The sequence below is a fragment of the Microbacterium sp. MMO-113 genome, assembly GCF_037148555.1.
Taxonomy (GTDB): Bacteria; Actinomycetota; Actinomycetes; order Actinomycetales; family Microbacteriaceae; genus Microbacterium.
In genome coordinates this window covers 460,478-477,648 of the sequence record NZ_JBBCTD010000004.1, presented here as the reverse complement: position 1 = coordinate 477,648, position 17,171 = coordinate 460,478, and the positions used below count along the sequence as shown (strand labels likewise).

Sequence of the window (17,171 nt, the reverse complement as noted above, 5' to 3'; positions counted from 1 at the left end):
GTAGAGGGCCGGGACGACCGCAGAGGGGTGGGTCGACCTCAGTTGATGATGGCGGCGGCGTCCGGGGGGAGAGTCAGGAGCGTGGGGGTGCGCGTGGGGGTGCGCGATGTGGGGAGGGTTGTGAGGAGGATCTCGGACGCGGCGGGGACGGGGAACGAGGCGGGGGTGGGGGAGAGGTTCACGAGCACCGACACTCCTCCGCGATCGATGCGGTAGACGCGGTGCTCGGGGCGGCCGTCCGTCTCTCGGACCTCGACCGCCGCGTGCGCGGAGTCCGGGTCGGTGAGCTCCGGTCGCGCTCGCCGCAGTCGCGCCAGGTCGCGGTACAGCGCCAGCAGCCGGGCGTGCACCGGCGCCTCGGCCTCCGCCCAGTCGAGGCGCGAGCGGTGGAAGGTGGCGGGGTCCTGGGGGTCGGGGACCGCATCCGGATCCCAGCCCATGCGGGCGAACTCCGCCGTGCGCCCCTCCGCGACCGCGCGGCCGAGTTCGGGCTCGGGGTGGGAGGTGAAGAACTGCCACGGTGTCGTCGCGCCCCACTCCTCGCCCATGAAGAGCATCGGGGTGCCCGGGGCCGTCAGGGTGAGCACGGCGGCCACCGCGAGCCGGTCGGGGGACAGAGCGGCGGAGAGCCGGTCCCCGGCGGCGCGGTTCCCGATCTGGTCGTGGTCCTGCGCGAAGGTCACCAGCCGCCAGCTCGGCACCTCGGCCGGGATCGGGGACCCGTGCGGACGGTCGCGGAAGGACGAGAAGGTGCCGTCGTGGAAGAAGCCGCCCTCCGTCACCTTGGTCACCGCGTCGGCTGAGGCGAAGTCGGCGTAGTACCCGGCGGTCTCCCCGGTGAGCGCGACGTGCGCGGCGTGGTGCCAGTCGTCCGACCACTGCGCCGTGAGTCCGTAGCCCCCGGCTTCCCGCGGCAGGATGAGCGTCGGATCGTTGAGGTCCGACTCCGCGATGAGGGTCAGCGGCCGATTCTGCTGCGCGGAGAGGGCGTCCACGCGTTCGGAGAGCTCGCGCAGCAGGTGCACGGGCCGCCGGTCGTGCAGGGCGTGCACGGCGTCGAGCCGCAGTCCATCGACGTGGAAGTCGCGCAGCCACATCAGGGCGTTGTCGAGGATGTACTCGCGCACCGCGTCCTCGTCGAGGTTCACCGAGTCGCCCCAGGTGTTGCTCTCGCCCTCGCGCAGGTACGGACCGAAGAGGGGGAGGTAGTTCCCGCTCGGACCGAGGTGGTTGTAGACCACGTCCTGCACGACGGCGAGCCCGTGTGCGTGGGCGGCGTCGACGAACCGCTGGTAGGCCGCCGGACCGCCGTACTCCTCCTGCACCGCGTACCAGAGCACGCCGTCGTATCCCCAGTTCCAGCGCCCGTTGAAGGCGTTGACCGGGAGCAGCTCGACGTGGGTGACGCCGAGGTCGACGAGGTGCGCCAGGCGGCCGATCGCCGCGTCGAGCGTGCCCTCCGGCGTGAAGGTGCCGAGGTGCAGTTCGTAGATCAGCCCGCCCGCGAGCTGCCGTCCGGTCCAGGAGGCGTCGGTCCAGGCGAAGGCCGCGGGGTCGAAAGCCGCCGAGGCCCCGTGCACGCCGTCCGGCTGACGACGCGACCGAGGGTCCGGGCGGAGGTCGTCGCCGTCGTCCAGCAGGAAGCCATAGCGCTCCCCGTCCGCGAGGACCAGATCGGTGGTCCAGTGCCCCTCGGCCCCCGCCGTGAGTGCGCGCTCCTCCACGGTCGCGCCCGCGGCGTCGAGGCGCCGTACCCGCACACGGGTCGCCCGCGGCGCCCACACCGAGATCATCGGGCCAGCTCGATCAGCGCGACCGGATACGTATCGAGCAGTTCCGCCAGCCGCACCGGTCCGGGCGGGATCCGCCGACCGGTGAGGAGATCCGTCCCCGGCAGCTCCGGGCGCATCAGGACGGTGTCGCCCCAGCCCCCGCGGCGCGCCAGCGCGACCGGCAGCCGCGTGGCCACGGCGGTCGCGCCGCCGCGATGCACGGCGACGGCGTGGTCCGCGGCCGCACCCTCGACGACGGCCGGCCGGTAGAAGCGGAACAGCTCCGGATTGTCTCGCCGCAGCCGCAGGGCCCGCGAGGTCACCAGCAGCTTCGCGGCACCGGAGTCGTCGATCGGCGGGAGCACACCGCGGGCGTGGTCCGCGTCGAGCTCCCGCAGCATCCGGGCGCGCAGAGCGAAGTCGACGGGTCGACGGTTGTCGGGGTCGACGAGCGAGAGGTCCCACAGCTCGGTGCCCTGGTAGACGTCCGGCACGCCGGGACCGGTGAGCTGCAGCAGTTTGGCGGAGAGGGAGTTGGAACGGCCCGCATCGACGATCTCCGCCACGAAACGGTCGAGGATCGGCGCGGCGTCGCCCTCGACGGACCGGGCGATCGCGGCCAGGCCCTCCTCGAAGGTCGCGTCCGGATGCTGCCAGGTGGTCCGCTCGGCGGCCTCGCGGGCGGCCTTCGTGGCATAGGCGAGGAGCCGGTCGGAGGGGAGCGGCCAGGCTCCGACGGCGGCCTGCCAGATCAGCGCGTCGAGAGGACCGTGTCCGGTGGTCGCGACGGCGCGCAGCTCCGCCAGCACCTCGCCCCACCGCTCCGGGATCTCCGAGAGCACCGACAGGCGTGCCCGTACGTCCTCCGAGCGCTTCGTGTCGTGCGTGGAGAGGGTCGTCATCGAGTGCGGCCAGGCCGCCAGTCGTGCCCGCTGCGCGTCGTGGAACTCCTCGACCGACAGGGCGGGGATCGACGGATCGGCGCCGACCTCGGTCAGCGTTCCGAGGCGCGTGAACCGGTAGAACGCGGTGTCCTCAACGCCCTTCGCCATCACGGCGCCGCTCACCTGGGGGAACCGCTGCGCGACCTCGAGGGCGGGGTCGACCAGGAGCGGTTCGAGCGCGCTGAAAGCGGCGGAGAGATCCGGGCGCCGCCGCCGAGCGTCCGCGAAGGCGGCGCGCAGGTGCTCGCGGCCCTCCGGGAGATAGGAGCGGTACACGGGGAAGCAGGCGAGGAGTTCGGCCAGGGCGTCGTCCGCGTGCACGATCCCGTGGGGAAGCGTGCGGACGAGTCGGCGCACCTCGGCGGCCAGGAGCGTGTCGGCGATCATCCGCTTCGTGTCGTGGATGAGGTCGTGCCAGGGGAGCGCGTCCGGGAGGCCGGTCTCCGCACGGAGCCGGGCGTCCAGCCGGTCCAGCGCCGCCACGCCCTCCGCGTCGACGAACAGACGGTCGAGCTCGGCCAGCGCGTCGTATCCGGTCGTGCCGTCGGTCCGCCACCAGGCCGGCAGGGCCTCGCCGGGCTCCAGGATCTTCTCCACGAGCGTGTACGCGCGTCCGGTCGCGTCGGCGAGCTGCTCCAGGTACGCGCCGGGGTCGACGAGGCCGTCCGGGTGGTCCACCCGTAGACCGTCCGCGAGTCCGGTCCGGAGCCAGCGAAGGATCTCCCGGTGCGACTCGGCGAAGACGTCGGGGCGCTCGACCCGGATGCCGGCGAGCTCGGAGACCGCGAAGAACCGGCGGTAGGTGAGATCGGTGTTCTGGTCCTGCCAGAACCGCAGCTCGTAGTTCTGGGCGGCCAGGAGTGCCGGGAGGTCGTCGGCCAGCGCCGCGGTGCCGGGGGCGAGCGGGAGTTCGTGCTCGAAGTAGCGCAGCACGCCGTCCGGTGCATCGGCGGCCGGTGTCGTGTCGACGACCAGTTCGCCCTTCGCGACGACCTCCTCCGGGGTCCCGCCCAGCAGCGGGAGCAGGAGGCGTCCGCCGCCCGCCGCCCAGTCGATGTCGAACGCCGCGGCGCGGCGGGTCTCCCGCCCGAGCCGCAGCACCTCCCACCACCATGGATTCTGCCGCGGCACCGCGACGCCCACATGGTTGGGCACGATGTCGGCGAGGATGCCGAGGCCGGCCGTGCGCGCCGCCGAGGCGAAGCGCACGAGGCCCTCCTCGCCCCCGCGGTCGGGGTCGACGCGCCCGTGGTCGACCACGTCGTAGCCGTGGTTCGAACCGCGGGTCGCCGCCAGCAGCGGCGACAGATAAGCCCACGACGCCCCCAGCTCGGCGAGGTAGCCGACCACATCGGCCGCCGCTTCGAGGGGGAAGCTGCCGCTGATCTGAAGGCGATAGGTCGACAGCGGCCTGTCGGTCACGAGGCGGCCTGCTCGCTCTGCGCGCGGAGCGAGGCGTCGACGGAGTCGTCGGTGTCGACCGGCTCGCCGTCGATCTCCTGCAGCACGAGCATGGCCTTGCCCTCGAGCGGCACGGTGTCGCGCGCCCGGAGGTTCCGGTCGCCCAGCTCGCCGGCGGTGTCCACCGCGACGAGCCATTCCGCACCGTGGCGATCGTCCGGTAGGGCGAGGTCGACGGGCTCGTCGCCGCTGTTGAAGTAGACGAGGAAGTTCACGTCCTCCACGGGTCGCCCTCGCCGGTCGTTCTCGCGGATCCCGCGGCCGTTCAGGAACATGCCGACAGAGCGGCCGAAGCCCGAGTCCCAGTCCTCCGGCGTCATGCGCGCTCCGTCCGGGCGCAGCCACACCACGTCGGGGATGCGCTCGCCGTCCTCATCCGCCACCGGGCGTCCGTCGAAGAAGCGGCTGCGGCGGAAGGTCGGATGCTCGTGCCGGAGCCGTGCCACCGCCGCGGTGAACTCCACGAGCGGCAGGTCGGCGGCCTCCCAGTCGATCCAGGTGAGCTCGTTGTCCTGTGCGTAGCCGTTGTTGTTGCCGTGCTGCGTGCGGCCGAGCTCGTCGCCGTGGGAGATCATCGGCACGCCCTGCGAGAGCAGCAGCGTCGCGAGGAAGTTCCGCTGCTGGCGTGCGCGGCGGCGATTGATGTCGATGTCGTCGGTCGGCCCCTCCGCGCCCATGTTGTCGGAGCGGTTGTGGGATTCGCCGTCGTTGTTGTCCTCGCCGTTGTCCTCGTTGTGCTTCTCGTTGTAGGAGACGAGGTCGCGCAGCGTGAAGCCGTCGTGCGCGGTGACGAAGTTGATGGAGGCGACGGGTCGTCGGCCGGAGTGCTCGTACAGGTCGGCGGAGCCGGTGAGGCGCGAGGCGAACTCGCCGAGGGCCTGCGGCTCGCCGCGCCAGAAGTCGCGGACGGTGTCGCGGTACTTGCCGTTCCACTCCGTCCACTGCGGCGGGAAGTTGCCCACCTGATAGCCCCCGGGGCCGATGTCCCACGGCTCGGCGATGAGCTTCACCTGCGAGACGATCGGATCCTGCTGCACGAGCTCGAAGAACGCGGCGAGGCGGTCGACGTCGTAGAACTCGCGGGCGAGGGTCGCCGCGAGGTCGAAGCGGAAGCCGTCGACGTGCATCTCGGTCACCCAGTAGCGCAGCGAGTCCATGAGCAGCTGCAGGGCGTGCGGGTTGCCCGCGTTCAGGCTGTTGCCCGTGCCGGTGTAGTCCGTGTAGTAGCGCTTGTCCTCTTCGAGCCGGTAGTACGCCTCGTTGTCGATCCCGCGCATCGAGAGAGTCGGACCGAGGTGGTTGCCCTCCGCGGTGTGGTTGTAGACGACGTCGAGGATGACCTCGATGCCGGCCTCGTGGAGCGCGCGCACCATGGCGCGGAACTCCTGCACCTGCTGGCCGTCCTGGCCGCCGGCGGCGTACGCGTTGTGGGGGGCGAAGAACCCGAGGGTGTTGTAGCCCCAGTAGTTCGACAGGCCCTTGTCCTGCAGCACCGAGTCGTTGACGAACTGGTGCACGGGCATCAGCTCCAGCGCGGTCACGCCGAGGCGCTGGAGGTGCTCGATGACCGCCGGGTGCGCGATGCCGGCGTAGGTCCCGCGCAGCTCCTCCGGCACCTCGGGATGCCGCTGGGTGAGCCCCTTCACATGGGCCTCGTAGATCACCGTCTCGGCGTACGGCGTCTTCAGCGGCCGGTCGCCGCCCCACTCGAAGAACGGGCTGACGACGACGCCCTTCGCCATCGCGGCCGCGGAGTCGTCGTCGTTGCGGGAGTCGGGGTCGCCGAAGTCGTAGCCGAACAGGGACTGTCCCCAGTCGATCTCGCCGGCGACGGCCTTCGCGTACGGGTCGAGGAGCAGCTTGTTCGGGTTGAACCGCTGCCCCTGGGCCGGGTCGTAGGGACCGTGCACCCGGTAGCCGTAGCGCTGTCCCGGCTGCACCGTGGGCAGGTAGCCGTGCCAGACGAACGCGTCGACCTCGGTGAGCGGCACCCGTGTCTCCGTGCCGTCCGCGTCGAAGAGGCAGAGCTCTACGCGCTCCGCGCCCTCGCTGAAGAGGGCGAAATTGGTGCCCTGACCGTCGAAGGTGGCCCCCAGCGGGTACGCGGACCCGGGCCAGACCTCGCGGCTCATCCGGCGAGGGCGTGGTCGCGCGAACCCGCGGCCATGGCACTGACGATGCTGACGGCATGGTCGTAGTCGTACACCTGAGCGATCTCCACAGCCCGAGGATACGGGTGTCCGAGGTAGCAGACATAGAGCGGCGGCACGACCTCGATGTACCCGACGGGAGCGTCGTGCGCGACGACGTACCGGTCGAAGTCTATCCGCTCGCAGGCCGGCTCGGTCGCGGCGGGGTGGGCCGCGTCGGCGCGCTGCGAGGAGCCAGTGCTGGTGGGGATGTGGACGTTCATGGCGCCTCCTGACTCGTGATGGGACCACGATAGGAACCGGGAACGGATTCGAGAACGGTATTGCCATCCGGGCCTCGACCGGCTACGCACCCCCGACGGCAGGATCACTCCCCGCGCCGTCGCACGTACTCCGTCACCACGACGCCCGATCCGTAGGGGGTCGTCTCCCCAGCCTCGAACCGTTCCGGACGATAGGGGCGGTCCCCGAAGAGCGGGATGCCGGATCCGAAGAGCAGCGGCTGCCGTTTCAGGATGAGCCGGTCGATCTCGTCGGCCAGCGTCGCCGCGAGAGCCCCGCCGCCGCACAGCCAGATCGCGCCGCCCTCCTCACGCTTGAGCCGTCGCACGACCTGCACCGGGTCCTCTGCCGTCACCTCGAGGTTCTCGGCCTCGGCGGTGCGGGTGCGGCTGAAGACGATCTGACGCAGATGCCTGTACGGGCTCGCGAGCCCGCCCACCTCGTAGGTGTTGCTGCCCATCAGCACGGTGTCGAACACGTCGTTGCGCTGCGGGATGCCGAGGGCTTCGGCGGCCACGGTCGGCAGGGTGTCGGCGAAGCGGGCGTTGATGCCGTCCATGTGGTCGCCCTCGACGAGGAAGGCGTCGAACTCTCCGTTCGGACCGGCGATGAACCCGTCCAGGGTCACCGCGGCGTAGTACACGAGCTCACGCATGGTTCTCCAATCACTACATCTGTTGCGGTTGAGAGTACAACAGTCGTAGTGATTGCGCTAGGGTGGCGGCATGGCGAGGAACGAGCCGCGACGACGGCAGATCGCGGATGCGGGGCTGGCGGTGCTCGCCCGCGAGGGATCCCGGGGGCTCACACACCGCGCGGTCGACGCCGAGGCGGAGGTCCCCGCGGGCACGACGTCGAACTACTTCCGCAGCAGGGAGGCGCTGATCGAGGGACTCGTCGACCGCATCGGGGAACGCCTGGCTCCGTCGCCTGCGGACCTGGAGCGGAGGGCGGAGATCACGCCCAGCCGGGAGCTGTTCGCCGACTACCTCCGGGACATCGTGCGCCGCCTCACCGTCGATCGCGATGTGACCCTCGCCCTGTTCGCCTTGCGGCTCGAGAGCGCTCGTCGTCCGGAGCTCGCCGCCGTGCTCGGGGCCTGGCAACGCGCCGGCTTCGAGGCGGACGTGGCCTTCAACGTCGCGGCGGGCCTCCCGGGAGGACGCCGCGAGATCGCCCTGTTCCACTACGCGATCGATGGTCTGCTGCTCGACCGGCTCACCACCCCGATCGACCCGGAGACCTCGACTGACGACGTGATCGACGATCTCGTGGCCGGGCTGCTGCCCTGACCGCCGCCGCCCGCTGTTCCCCCGGGTCGATCCTGCTCGTACACTGAGGGCACGCTCCCGGCGCCAGGAACGGAGAACGCGTGTCTGCGACGTGGCACGATCCGCGGGAGGCGTCGCCGACGGCGTCTCGCCTCCTCGTCGAGCGTGCGCACGAGGAGCTCATCGCCGGCAATCTCGACGATCACCGTCTCCGCGAGGTGCGTCCGCTCGTGCGCGAGTCGTGGGAGCGGTCGTGGCGTCGTCGCGTCGGCCCGGAGGGGCTGCCGCCGCTCGATCTGCACGAGGACGAGCTCGACGCCTATCGCCTGGCCCATCCGCTCGCCTCCGCGATGGAGATGATCCGCGCGCTGCTGCTTCCCGGTGACTCCGAGGACTCGGGGGTCGTGATCGCCGTCGGGGACCAGGCCGGGCGCCTGCTGTGGATCGAGGGCGACGCGCAGCTGCGGTCCCTCACCGAGGGCATGGGGTTCGTCGCCGGCGCGAACTGGGCGGAGGACGCCGTGGGCACGAGCGCCCCCGGTACCGCTCTCGCCCTGGAGCGGTCGGTGCAGATCCGCGGGGCCGAGCACTACAACCGGCTGGTGCACCCGTGGTCGTGCAGCGCCGCTCCCGTGCGCGACCCGGAGACGCAGCGGGTCCTGGGCGTGATCGACATCACCGGGGGGCCGGAGGTGGTGACCCCGCAGGCGCGGCTGCTCGTCGACGCGACGGCGCGAGCGGTCGAATCCGAGCTCCTCGTGGCGCGACTGCAGCGGAGGGCGGAGCCTCCGGCCCGTCGATCGCCGAACAGGACGACACCGGACGCCCTCGCACGCGCACGACTGCACGTGCTCGGACGCGACCGCGCCCGGCTGGAGACCACGTCGGCGCATGAGGAGGCGGTCACCGAGCTCAGCGCCCGGCATGCCGCCATCCTCCTGATGCTGGCTGTGCACCGTCAGGGCCTCTCCGCCGACCGGCTCGCCGAGCTCGTCTACGGTCCCGGCGTCTCTCCGGACACGCTGCGGCCGGAGATGGTGCGCCTGCGGAAGGTGCTGGAGCGGGCGGCCCCCGACCTCGTGCCGGAGTCCCGCCCCTATCGTCTTCCGGTGCCGCTGGAGACCGACGCCCACGACGTGCTGTCCCTGCTCGACCGCGGGGCTCACCGGGTCGCTCTGACGGCGTATCGGGGTCCGGTGCTGCCGGAGTCGGCCTCGCCCGGCGTCGAGGAGTTCCGTGACTCGGTCCGTGCGGCGCTGCGGGAGGTCATGCTGTCGGGGGCGAGTCTGGACGTGCTGCTCGCCTACGCCGACACCCCCGAGGGGAGCGAGGACGCGGAGGTGCTGCGGCTCGCGTTGGAGATGCTTCCGGCGCGCTCGCCGCGTCGTGCCGGCCTCGTGACCCGGATCGAGCGCCTCACCTGATTCGAATCGCCCGATTGGTCCCATTCCGGCCGCGGATGCAGCACAGTGCGCGATTCGAACGGGGGTGCAACCGGCTGCAACGTTGCGCACCGGGAGTGCAACGGGGAGCGGCCTAGCGTCGAGGGAACACCGCGGCACCGATGCCGCGGCGCCCCGTCGAAGGAGACCCCCATGACCATCGTCGAAGAAGACGTGTCCCTCGCCTACGCGGCGCCCGGGCAGCCCGGAGCCCTCGCGGACTATCGGCCCCGCTACGGCCACTACATCGGCGGCGAGTTCGTCGAACCCGCCAAGGGCCAGTACTTCGAGAACATCAGTCCCGTCAACGGCAAGCCGTTCACCGAGGTCGGGCGCGGGACGGTCGAGGACATCGACCGCGCCGTCGACGTCGCCTGGAAGGCCTTCGCCGCCTGGGGCAAGACGAGCCCCGCGGAACGTTCCGTGATCCTGAACCGCATCGCCGACCGGATGGAGCAGCACCTGGAGGAGATCGCGGTCGCCGAGACGTGGGAGAACGGCAAGCCCGTGCGGGAGACCCTCGCCGCCGACATCCCGCTCGCGATCGACCACTTCCGCTACTTCGCCGGGGTGCTCCGCGCGCAGGAGGGCGGCATCAGCCAGCTCGACGAGAACACCGTCGCGTACCACTTCCACGAGCCCCTCGGCGTCGTGGGGCAGATCATCCCCTGGAACTTCCCGATCCTCATGGCCGTGTGGAAGCTGGCGCCGGCGCTCGCCGCGGGCAACTGCATCGTCATCAAACCCGCGGAGCAGACGCCCGCGTCGATCCTGTTCCTGTTCGACATCATCGGCGACCTGCTGCCGGCCGGGGTCGTCAACATCGTGAACGGCTTCGGCATCGAGGCCGGCGCCCCGCTCGCCCAGCACAAGCGCATCCGCAAGGTCGCCTTCACCGGGGAGACCACGACCGGCCGACTCATCATGCAGTACGCCTCGCAGAACCTCATCCCCGTCACCCTGGAACTCGGGGGCAAGAGCCCGAACGTCTTCTTCGAGGACGTCGCCCGCTCCACGAGCGACCTGTTCTACGACAAGGCGCTCGAGGGCTTCACGATGTTCGCGCTCAACCAGGGTGAGGTCTGCACCTGCCCGTCGCGGGCGCTCATCCAGCGCTCGATCTACGACGGCTTCCTCGCCGACGGCCTGGAGCGCGTGAAGAAGGTCGTGCAGGGCAATCCGCTCGACCCCGCGACCATGATCGGCGCGCAGGCATCGAACGATCAGCTCGAGAAGATCCTCAGCTACATCGACATCGGGAAGCAGGGCGGCGCCCGGCTGCTCACGGGAGGCGAGCGCGCCGACCTCGGCGGCGACCTCAGCGAGGGCTTCTACGTGCAGCCGACCGTGTTCGAGGGGACGAACGACATGCGGATCTTTCAGGAGGAGATCTTCGGCCCCGTGCTCTCCGTGACGTCGTTCGATGAATTCGACGACGCGATCTCGATCGCGAACGACACCCTGTACGGCCTGGGCGCCGGGGTGTGGAGTCGCAGCGGCGACACGGCGTACCGCGCGGGCCGGGCGATCGAGGCGGGCCGCGTCTGGACGAACACCTACCACCAGTACCCGGCGCATGCCGCGTTCGGCGGGTACAAGCAGTCGGGGGTGGGTCGCGAGAACCACAAGATGATGCTCGACCACTACCAGCAGACGAAGAACCTCCTCGTCTCGTACGCGGACGGCCCGATGGGCTTCTTCTGATCCGCCCGCGCCCGGGTGTCGGACGGCGCTCGCCGCGTTGTCCGGCACCCGGCACCCCGGAAGGAGTGGCTGTGGCCGACCCATCCCCGCCCGCCCGTGTCGCGGTGACCGAGCCCGCCGCCGCGCTCGTCCGCGAGCTCACCGCGCAGCACGGGCCGCTCATGTTCCACCAGTCCGGCGGCTGCTGCGACGGCTCCGCACCCATGTGCTATCCGGTGGGGATGTTCCTCACCGGGCCCGGCGACGTGCTCCTCGGCGCCCTCGACGTCGGCCTCGACGATCCCGTCGAGGTCTTCATGTCGGCCTCGCAGTTCGAGTACTGGAAGTTCACGCACCTGACGATCGATGTCGTGCCGGGACGCGGCGCCGGATTCAGCGTCGAAGGTCCCACGGGAATGCGGTTCCTCATCCGGTCGCGCATGCTCGACCCCGCGGAGCTGGCGGGCCTCGGCCTCGCCTGAGGGCCTTCGAATCGCCCGATTGGTCCCATTTCGGCCGGAGATGCAGCCAATCAGGCGATTCGAACGGGATACGCTGGCCCCGTGAACGCACCACACCGACCCTCCGTCCTCTTCGTCTGCGTCCACAACGCGGGGCGCTCGCAGATGGCCGCCGGCTTCCTCCGGCACCTCGCCGGCGACCGCATCGAGGTGCGCTCCGCCGGGTCGATGCCCGCCGCGGAGATCAACCCCGTCGCAGTGGCGGCGATGGGGGAGGTCGGCATAGACATCACAGCCGAGCAGCCGAAGGTGCTCACGACCGAGGCCGTGCAGGCGTCGGACGTCGTGATCACGATGGGCTGCGGTGACGCGTGCCCGTTCTTCCCCGGCAAGCGCTACGAGGACTGGGTGCTCGACGACCCCGCCGGCCAGGGGATCGATGCCGTCCGGCCGATCCGCGACGACATCCGCGGTCGCATCGAGACCCTCGTGGCCGAGCTGCTCTGACCGGCGCTCAGCCCGCCCCGTCGAGCATCGCCTTCGCGGCACGTGTGCGGGTGCGCAGGGCCTCGGCGAGGGCCGCGACCGCGGGGAGCCGCAGCGACTCGGGCCGCGCGACCATGTAGTACGGCAGTTTCTCGGCGAAGACCTCGGGCAGCAGGCGCACCAGGTCCGGGTGCCGGTCGGCGGCGAAGCACGGGAGCAGGCCGATCCCGGCTCCCGCGCGGGTGGCCTCGACGTGCACGAAGACGTTGGTCGAGGTGAGGCCGTCCTGCATGCCGGGGACGAGGCGGCGCGGAAGGTCGAGCGCGTCCACCTGGAGCATCGAGTCGACGAAGTACACGAGTCTGTGCTGCTCCACCTCGGCGCGCGATGCCGGGGTGCCGGTGCGGACGAGGTAGTCCCGCGAGGCGTACATGCCGAGGGTGTACGTGCCGAGCTTCACGGCCTGCGCGCGGCGGGTCTGCGGCGCGCCCACGACCACCTCCAGGTCGAGCCCGGCGCGGTGCTCGGCGGCCCTCCGCGTGGCGGCGACGATCTCGACGGTCAGCCGCGGGTGCGCACGGCGCAGCTCTGCGATCGCGGGGGCGGCGATGTAGGCGCTGAAACCGTCGGTGGCGGACATGCGCACGACGCCGGCGATCGGATCGGGAGTCTCGCCGGGGGCGGAGTCGAGCTGGGAGAGCGCGGCCTCGATGCGTCCTCCGGTCTCGGCGGCGGTGCGCCCGAGGTCGGTGAGCTCCCACCCGGAGGCCGATTGCGCGACGACCCGTCCGCCGAGCGCGTCCTCCAGGGCGGCGATACGGCGCGCCACCGTCGTGTGGTCGAGACCGAGGTGGGCGGCGGCGCTCGTGTACCGGCCGGTACGGGCGACCGCGAGTAGTACGAGCAGATCGTCGGCACGTGGCCTCTTCATCGCATCCATGCTGCAATTATGCACAGCAGCTGCGCGGCGCTGGGCATTGCTGCAAGTCGGTCCCCTGCCGACACTGGAACGGATGTGTCACCGTCGACACCGAAGGAGAGAAATGACCGCCCCCACCCGCGCCTCCGGTCACCCCGCCGCCGCCCCGTCCTCCTCGAAGCTCAAGCGCGTCGTCGCCGCCTCCATGGCCGGCACCGTCGTCGAGTGGTACGAGTTCTTCCTCTACGCGACCGCCGCCAGCCTCGTTTTCGGGACCTACTTCTTCCCGGCTACCGGATCGCCGCTCGACGGCATCATCGCCGCTTTCGTGACATATGCGGTCGGCTTCATCGCGCGGCCGCTCGGCGGCATCGTCTTCGGTCAGATCGGCGACCGCTTCGGCCGCAAGCCCACGCTGCAGGCCACGATCATCATCGTCGGTGCCGCGACCTTCCTCATGGGGTGCCTCCCTGGCTTCCAGAGCATCGGCTACTGGGCGCCCGCGATGCTCGTCGCGCTGCGCTTCATCCAGGGCTTCGCTGTCGGCGGCGAGTGGGGTGGCGCGGTCCTCCTGGTCGCGGAGCAGAGTCCCGACCGGTCGCGCGCGTTCTGGTCGAGCTGGCCCCAGGCCGCGGTTCCCGTCGGCAACCTGCTCGCCACGCTCGTGCTCCTCGTGAGCTCGTGGGCGATGAGCTCGGCGGCGTTCCTCGAGTGGGGCTGGCGCATCGCGTTCTGGCTCTCCGCGGTGATCGTGCTCGTCGGCTACTACATCCGCCGCAACGTCGAGGAGGCCCCGATCTTCCTCGAGGCGAAGGCGCAGGTCGAGGCCGAGAAGGCCACCTCCTACGGCGTCGTCGAGGTGCTCCGCCGGTATCCGGTCGGGATCGTGCAGGCGATGGGACTCCGTTTCGCCGAGAACATCGTCTACTACATCGTCGTCAGCTTCACGATCGTCTACCTGAAGACCGTCCACGAGTACGACACCAGTCAGCTGCTGCTCGCTCTGCTCATCGCGCACGTCGTGCACTTCGCGGTCATCCCGCAGGCGGGGCGGCTCGCCGACCGCTGGGGCCGCAAGCCCGTGTACCTGACCGGCGCGATCCTCAGCGCGACCTGGGCCTTCTTCGCCTTCCCGATGTTCGACACCCTGAACCCCGTGCTCATCGTCCTCGCCGTCACCATCGGCCTCTGCTTCCACGCGTTCATGTACGCGCCGCAGCCGGCGGTCATGGCCGAGCTGTTCCCGACGCGGATGCGGTACTCCGGCGTCTCGCTGGGGTCGCAGGTCACGGCGATCCTCGCCGGGTCGCTGGCGCCGATCCTGGCGATCCAGTGGCTCCGGGACTTCGGCTCTTGGCTGCCGATCGCTCTCTACATCGTGTTCGCCTGCATCGTCACGGCGATCGCGGTACTCTCGCTGCGGGAGACGAAGGGCGTTTCTCTGCAGGCCATCGACGACGCGGATGCCGCCCGCACGAACGCCCGCACCGCGGCTGTGAGTGCCGCATGACGGATCTGCACGGACGTCGTGCTCTCGTCACGGGGGGAGCGAGTGGGATCGGTGCTGCCTGCGCGAGAGCCTTCGCGCAGGCGGGCGCCCGGGTGACGGTCGCCGACATCGACGGCGACGCGGGCGAAGCCCTCGCCGACGAGATCGGCGGGGAGGCGTGGCAGATCGACCTCACCGACCGCGATGCACTGGCCGCACTCCGCCTCGACACCGACATCCTCGTCAACAACGCAGGCGTGCAGCACGTCAGCCCGATCGACGACTTCGACCCCGCCCAGTTCTCGCTCCTTCTGCAGTTGATGCTCGAGGCGCCGTTCCTGCTGACTCGCGCCGCACTCCCGGCGATGTATGAGCGCGGCTTCGGACGGATCATCAACATGTCGAGCGTCCACGGTCTTCGCGCCTCGCCGTTCAAGGCGGCCTACGTGGCGGCCAAGCACGGCCTGGAAGGGCTGTCGAAGGTGACGGCCTTGGAGGGCGCCGCGTACGGCGTCACGAGCAACTGCATCAATCCCGGATACGTGCGCACGCCTCTCGTGGAGCGCCAGATCGCCGACCAGGCGCGGGTCCACGGCATCCCGGAGAACGAGGTCCTGGAGAAGGTGCTCCTCACCGAAGCCGCGATCAAACGCCTCGTGGAGCCGGAGGAGGTCGCCGGCCTTGCCGTCTGGCTCGCCGCCGACGCCGCCGGGATGGTGACCGGCGCGAGCTACACGATGGACGGCGGCTGGTCCGCGCGGTGAGTCGTCACGCCGACGGAGAGGCCGCGGCGAGCACAGCACTCCGCAGCCAGGAGCGGTAGCGGTCCGGCGACCAGCCGGACTGCCCGACGAGCTGCTGGTGGCTCTCCGGTGAGAGCAGGAACGACAGCACGTCGGCGAGGGCGTCGCCGTCGTGGTCCGAGTCGACGATGCCCCGGCGCTGCAGTTCCGCCGCGAACCCCCGGTAGTCCGCCGCCCGGTTCGCGAGGATGCGCTGAAGGGCGGCGTCGACGACCGGATCGGAGAGCGCCGCGCCCAGGAGGACCGTCCAGAGGGCATGCCCCCGCTCGTTCGCGGCGGCGATCTGCGTGATGACCGCGTCGAGGAAGACGTCGTCCGGCAGAGTCGTCAACCCGGAGCCGGCCTCGGTGTCGGCGAGGGTCTCGGCGGCCTCCGAGCCGGAGAAGGTGACCTCGAAGGCGGCGATGAGCAACTCCGCCTTCGCCGCCGTGGTCTTCACCGTCTCCGCGGAGACCCCGGCTTCCTTGGCGATCGCGGAGATCGTCGTCGCCTGGTATCCCTGCGCGGCGAACAGGCGGGCGGCCGCCGCGACGATGCGCGCGCGGGTCTCCTCCGCCTGTCGGGTCCGCAGGGCGGAGCGGTACGGGCGTGCACTCGACGTCATTGACTTTCCTTTGAGGGTTATGAATACTTCAACGGTACAACCAACCCTATCGAGAGAGCCGCCATGTCCCGTTACCTCCTCACCTGCACCCCCGCCCACGGGCATGTGCTCCCGCTGCTGCAGGTCGCCAGGCACCTGGTCGCAGGGGGGCACGACGTCCTCTTCCTCACGAGCACCCGCTACGAGGAGCAGGTGACCGCGGCGGGCGCGCGGTTCCGTCCGCTGCCGGCGGAGGCCGACGTCGATCTCGACGACGCGAACGGCGCGTTCCCCGAGCGTGAAGGACTCACCGGGGTGGCCGCCCTCCGCTTCGACATGAGCACTCTCTTCATCCGCCCGGGCCGGGCTCAGCTCGAGGCCGTGCGCGTCGAGCTGGCGCGGAACCGCGTCGACGCCGTCCTCACCGAGCCGCTGTTCGTCGGTGCGGCGCTGCTGCAGCGGCTGCCGAAGGCCGAACGGCCCCCGGTCGTGGTCCTCGGCATCTTCCCGCTCGGCGCCCGCAGTGTCGACACGGCCCCGTTCGGGCTCGGAGTCACGCCGATGCGCGGGCTGTTCGGGCGGGTGCGCAACGCCTTCCTCCGTGCCGTGGCGGAGCGCGTGATCTTCGGCGGCGTGCAGAAGGAGGCCGACGCCATGGCGCGCGAGGCGGTCGGCCGCGATCTCGGCGGTTTCGTGCTCGACTGGGCGGGCCGCGCCGATGCGTACGTGCAGTTCTCCGTGCCCGCGTTCGAGTACCCGCGCTCCGACCTCCCGTCGTCCGTGCACTTCGCCGGACCCCTGCCCGCGGCGGCGTCGGCCGTGCCGCTGCCCGCATGGTGGTCCGACCTGGACGGCCGGCGGCCCGTGATCCATGTCAGTCAGGGCACCATCGCCAACGCCGACTTCGGTCAGCTCGTGCTTCCCACGATCGCCGGGCTCGCGGCAACGGACGCCCTCGTGGTCGTCTCCACCGGTGGACGTCCTGTCGACGCGCTCCCGGCGGAGCTCCCGGCCAACGTCCGGGTCGCCGAGTACCTGCCCTACGACCGGCTGCTGCCGGAGGTCGACGTGTTCGTCACGAACGGCGGTTTCGGCGGGGTGCAGCAGGCCCTTGCCGAGGGCGTCCCGCTGGTGGTCGCGGGGCAGACGGAGGACAAGGTCGAGGTCTCCGCCCGAGTCGGGTGGACCGGGGTGGGCATCAACCTGCGGACGAATGCGCCGAAGCCCGGGCAGGTGGCCGAAGCCGTGCGCCGGGTGCTGGCCGACCCGACGTTCCGGGACCGCGCACGGCACGTCGGAGAAGCGATGCGCGCTGCGGACGCCTGGCGGACGCTCGACGCGGTCCTGGCCGCGGACACCGCGAGCGGGGCCGCGGCCGACAGCTCGATGCACCGCTGAGCGCCGCGCGGGATAGTGCATTCCCGT

Annotated in this window: 15 protein-coding genes; 8 read left to right on the top strand and 7 right to left on the bottom strand. The window is 71.0% G+C overall.

What is annotated here, in order from left to right:
• Positions 1–38: 38 nt before the first annotated feature.
• From treZ to WFJ36_RS16030, 5 genes are all read right to left on the bottom strand, one after another.
• Positions 39–1,793, bottom strand: a complete 1,755-nt coding sequence (gene treZ / locus WFJ36_RS16050; RefSeq protein ID WP_071329783.1) for a malto-oligosyltrehalose trehalohydrolase — start codon at positions 1,791–1,793, stop codon at positions 39–41.
• Positions 1,790–4,138 carry a malto-oligosyltrehalose synthase gene (gene treY, locus WFJ36_RS16045; protein WP_071329784.1) on the bottom strand — a complete coding sequence of 783 codons (2,349 nt, stop codon included), beginning with the start codon at positions 4,136–4,138 and terminating at the stop codon, positions 1,790–1,792. The genes treZ and treY overlap by 4 nt, the downstream gene beginning before the upstream one ends.
• Complete coding sequence (gene glgX / locus WFJ36_RS16040) at positions 4,135–6,309, bottom strand: glycogen debranching protein GlgX (protein WP_071329785.1); 2,175 nt, start codon at positions 6,307–6,309, stop codon at positions 4,135–4,137. Before glgX ends, treY begins: the two co-directional genes overlap by 4 nt.
• Positions 6,306–6,590 (bottom strand): hypothetical protein, encoded by a 285-nt coding sequence (locus tag WFJ36_RS16035; protein ID WP_071329786.1) that lies wholly within the window; start codon positions 6,588–6,590, stop codon positions 6,306–6,308. Before WFJ36_RS16035 ends, glgX begins: the two co-directional genes overlap by 4 nt.
• A gap of 104 nt (positions 6,591–6,694) precedes the next feature.
• Positions 6,695–7,264: a dihydrofolate reductase family protein gene (locus WFJ36_RS16030; RefSeq protein WP_071329787.1), complete on the bottom strand. Its 570-nt coding sequence runs from the start codon at positions 7,262–7,264 to the stop codon at positions 6,695–6,697.
• A gap of 70 nt (positions 7,265–7,334) precedes the next feature.
• Between WFJ36_RS16030 and WFJ36_RS16025 the strand changes: the two genes are divergently transcribed.
• From WFJ36_RS16025 to WFJ36_RS16005, 5 genes are all read left to right on the top strand, one after another.
• On the top strand, positions 7,335–7,901 hold the full coding sequence (locus tag WFJ36_RS16025) for a TetR/AcrR family transcriptional regulator (protein ID WP_071329788.1): 567 nt from the start codon (positions 7,335–7,337) through the stop codon (positions 7,899–7,901).
• Between the two features lie 80 nt (positions 7,902–7,981).
• Complete coding sequence (locus WFJ36_RS16020) at positions 7,982–9,304, top strand: GAF domain-containing protein (protein WP_292786580.1); 1,323 nt, start codon at positions 7,982–7,984, stop codon at positions 9,302–9,304.
• Positions 9,305–9,475: 171 nt separating this feature from the next.
• Positions 9,476–11,026 carry an acetaldehyde dehydrogenase ExaC gene (exaC, locus tag WFJ36_RS16015; RefSeq protein WP_336643692.1) on the top strand — a complete coding sequence of 517 codons (1,551 nt, stop codon included), beginning with the start codon at positions 9,476–9,478 and terminating at the stop codon, positions 11,024–11,026.
• Between the two features lie 71 nt (positions 11,027–11,097).
• Positions 11,098–11,487 carry a DUF779 domain-containing protein gene (locus tag WFJ36_RS16010; protein ID WP_292786583.1) on the top strand — a complete coding sequence of 130 codons (390 nt, stop codon included), beginning with the start codon at positions 11,098–11,100 and terminating at the stop codon, positions 11,485–11,487.
• Between the two features lie 81 nt (positions 11,488–11,568).
• Positions 11,569–11,973 (top strand): arsenate reductase ArsC, encoded by a 405-nt coding sequence (locus WFJ36_RS16005; RefSeq protein ID WP_071329792.1) that lies wholly within the window; start codon positions 11,569–11,571, stop codon positions 11,971–11,973.
• A 7-nt stretch (positions 11,974–11,980) separates the two neighbouring features.
• Here WFJ36_RS16005 and WFJ36_RS16000 read toward each other — a convergent pair whose 3' ends face one another.
• Positions 11,981–12,892 carry a LysR family transcriptional regulator gene (locus tag WFJ36_RS16000; RefSeq protein WP_336643691.1) on the bottom strand — a complete coding sequence of 304 codons (912 nt, stop codon included), beginning with the start codon at positions 12,890–12,892 and terminating at the stop codon, positions 11,981–11,983.
• Between the two features lie 103 nt (positions 12,893–12,995).
• On the opposite strand from WFJ36_RS16000, the gene WFJ36_RS15995 reads away from it, so the two are divergent.
• Together WFJ36_RS15995 and WFJ36_RS15990 are read left to right on the top strand one after the other, a co-directional pair.
• Positions 12,996–14,381: an MFS transporter gene (locus WFJ36_RS15995; protein ID WP_071329794.1), complete on the top strand. Its 1,386-nt coding sequence runs from the start codon at positions 12,996–12,998 to the stop codon at positions 14,379–14,381.
• On the top strand, positions 14,378–15,124 hold the full coding sequence (locus WFJ36_RS15990) for a 3-hydroxybutyrate dehydrogenase (protein ID WP_292786592.1): 747 nt from the start codon (positions 14,378–14,380) through the stop codon (positions 15,122–15,124). Before WFJ36_RS15995 ends, WFJ36_RS15990 begins: the two co-directional genes overlap by 4 nt.
• Before the next feature lie 4 nt (positions 15,125–15,128).
• Here WFJ36_RS15990 and WFJ36_RS15985 read toward each other — a convergent pair whose 3' ends face one another.
• A complete protein-coding gene (locus WFJ36_RS15985) occupies positions 15,129–15,767 on the bottom strand; it encodes a TetR/AcrR family transcriptional regulator (protein ID WP_071329796.1) in 639 nt (212 codons plus the stop codon).
• Positions 15,768–15,830: 63 nt separating this feature from the next.
• Between WFJ36_RS15985 and WFJ36_RS15980 the strand changes: the two genes are divergently transcribed.
• A complete protein-coding gene (locus tag WFJ36_RS15980) occupies positions 15,831–17,144 on the top strand; it encodes a glycosyltransferase (protein WP_071329797.1) in 1,314 nt (437 codons plus the stop codon).
• Positions 17,145–17,171 lie beyond the last annotated feature (27 nt).

Bases quoted from the DNA above. Each gene is read 5' to 3' on its own strand.
- treZ (WP_071329783.1), bottom strand. From the start codon at position 1,793: ATGATCTCGGTGTGGGCGCCGCGGGCGACCCGTGTGCGGGTACGGCGC.
- glgX (WP_071329785.1), bottom strand. From the start codon at position 6,309: ATGAGCCGCGAGGTCTGGCCCGGGTCCGCGTACCCGCTGGGGGCCACC.
- WFJ36_RS16035 (WP_071329786.1), bottom strand. From the start codon at position 6,590: ATGAACGTCCACATCCCCACCAGCACTGGCTCCTCGCAGCGCGCCGAC.
- WFJ36_RS16030 (WP_071329787.1), bottom strand. From the start codon at position 7,264: ATGCGTGAGCTCGTGTACTACGCCGCGGTGACCCTGGACGGGTTCATC.
- WFJ36_RS16025 (WP_071329788.1), top strand. From the start codon at position 7,335: ATGGCGAGGAACGAGCCGCGACGACGGCAGATCGCGGATGCGGGGCTG.
- exaC (WP_336643692.1), top strand. From the start codon at position 9,476: ATGACCATCGTCGAAGAAGACGTGTCCCTCGCCTACGCGGCGCCCGGG.
- WFJ36_RS16000 (WP_336643691.1), bottom strand. From the start codon at position 12,892: ATGGATGCGATGAAGAGGCCACGTGCCGACGATCTGCTCGTACTACTC.
- WFJ36_RS15995 (WP_071329794.1), top strand. From the start codon at position 12,996: ATGACCGCCCCCACCCGCGCCTCCGGTCACCCCGCCGCCGCCCCGTCC.
- WFJ36_RS15990 (WP_292786592.1), top strand. From the start codon at position 14,378: ATGACGGATCTGCACGGACGTCGTGCTCTCGTCACGGGGGGAGCGAGT.
- WFJ36_RS15985 (WP_071329796.1), bottom strand. From the start codon at position 15,767: ATGACGTCGAGTGCACGCCCGTACCGCTCCGCCCTGCGGACCCGACAG.
- WFJ36_RS15980 (WP_071329797.1), top strand. From the start codon at position 15,831: ATGTCCCGTTACCTCCTCACCTGCACCCCCGCCCACGGGCATGTGCTC.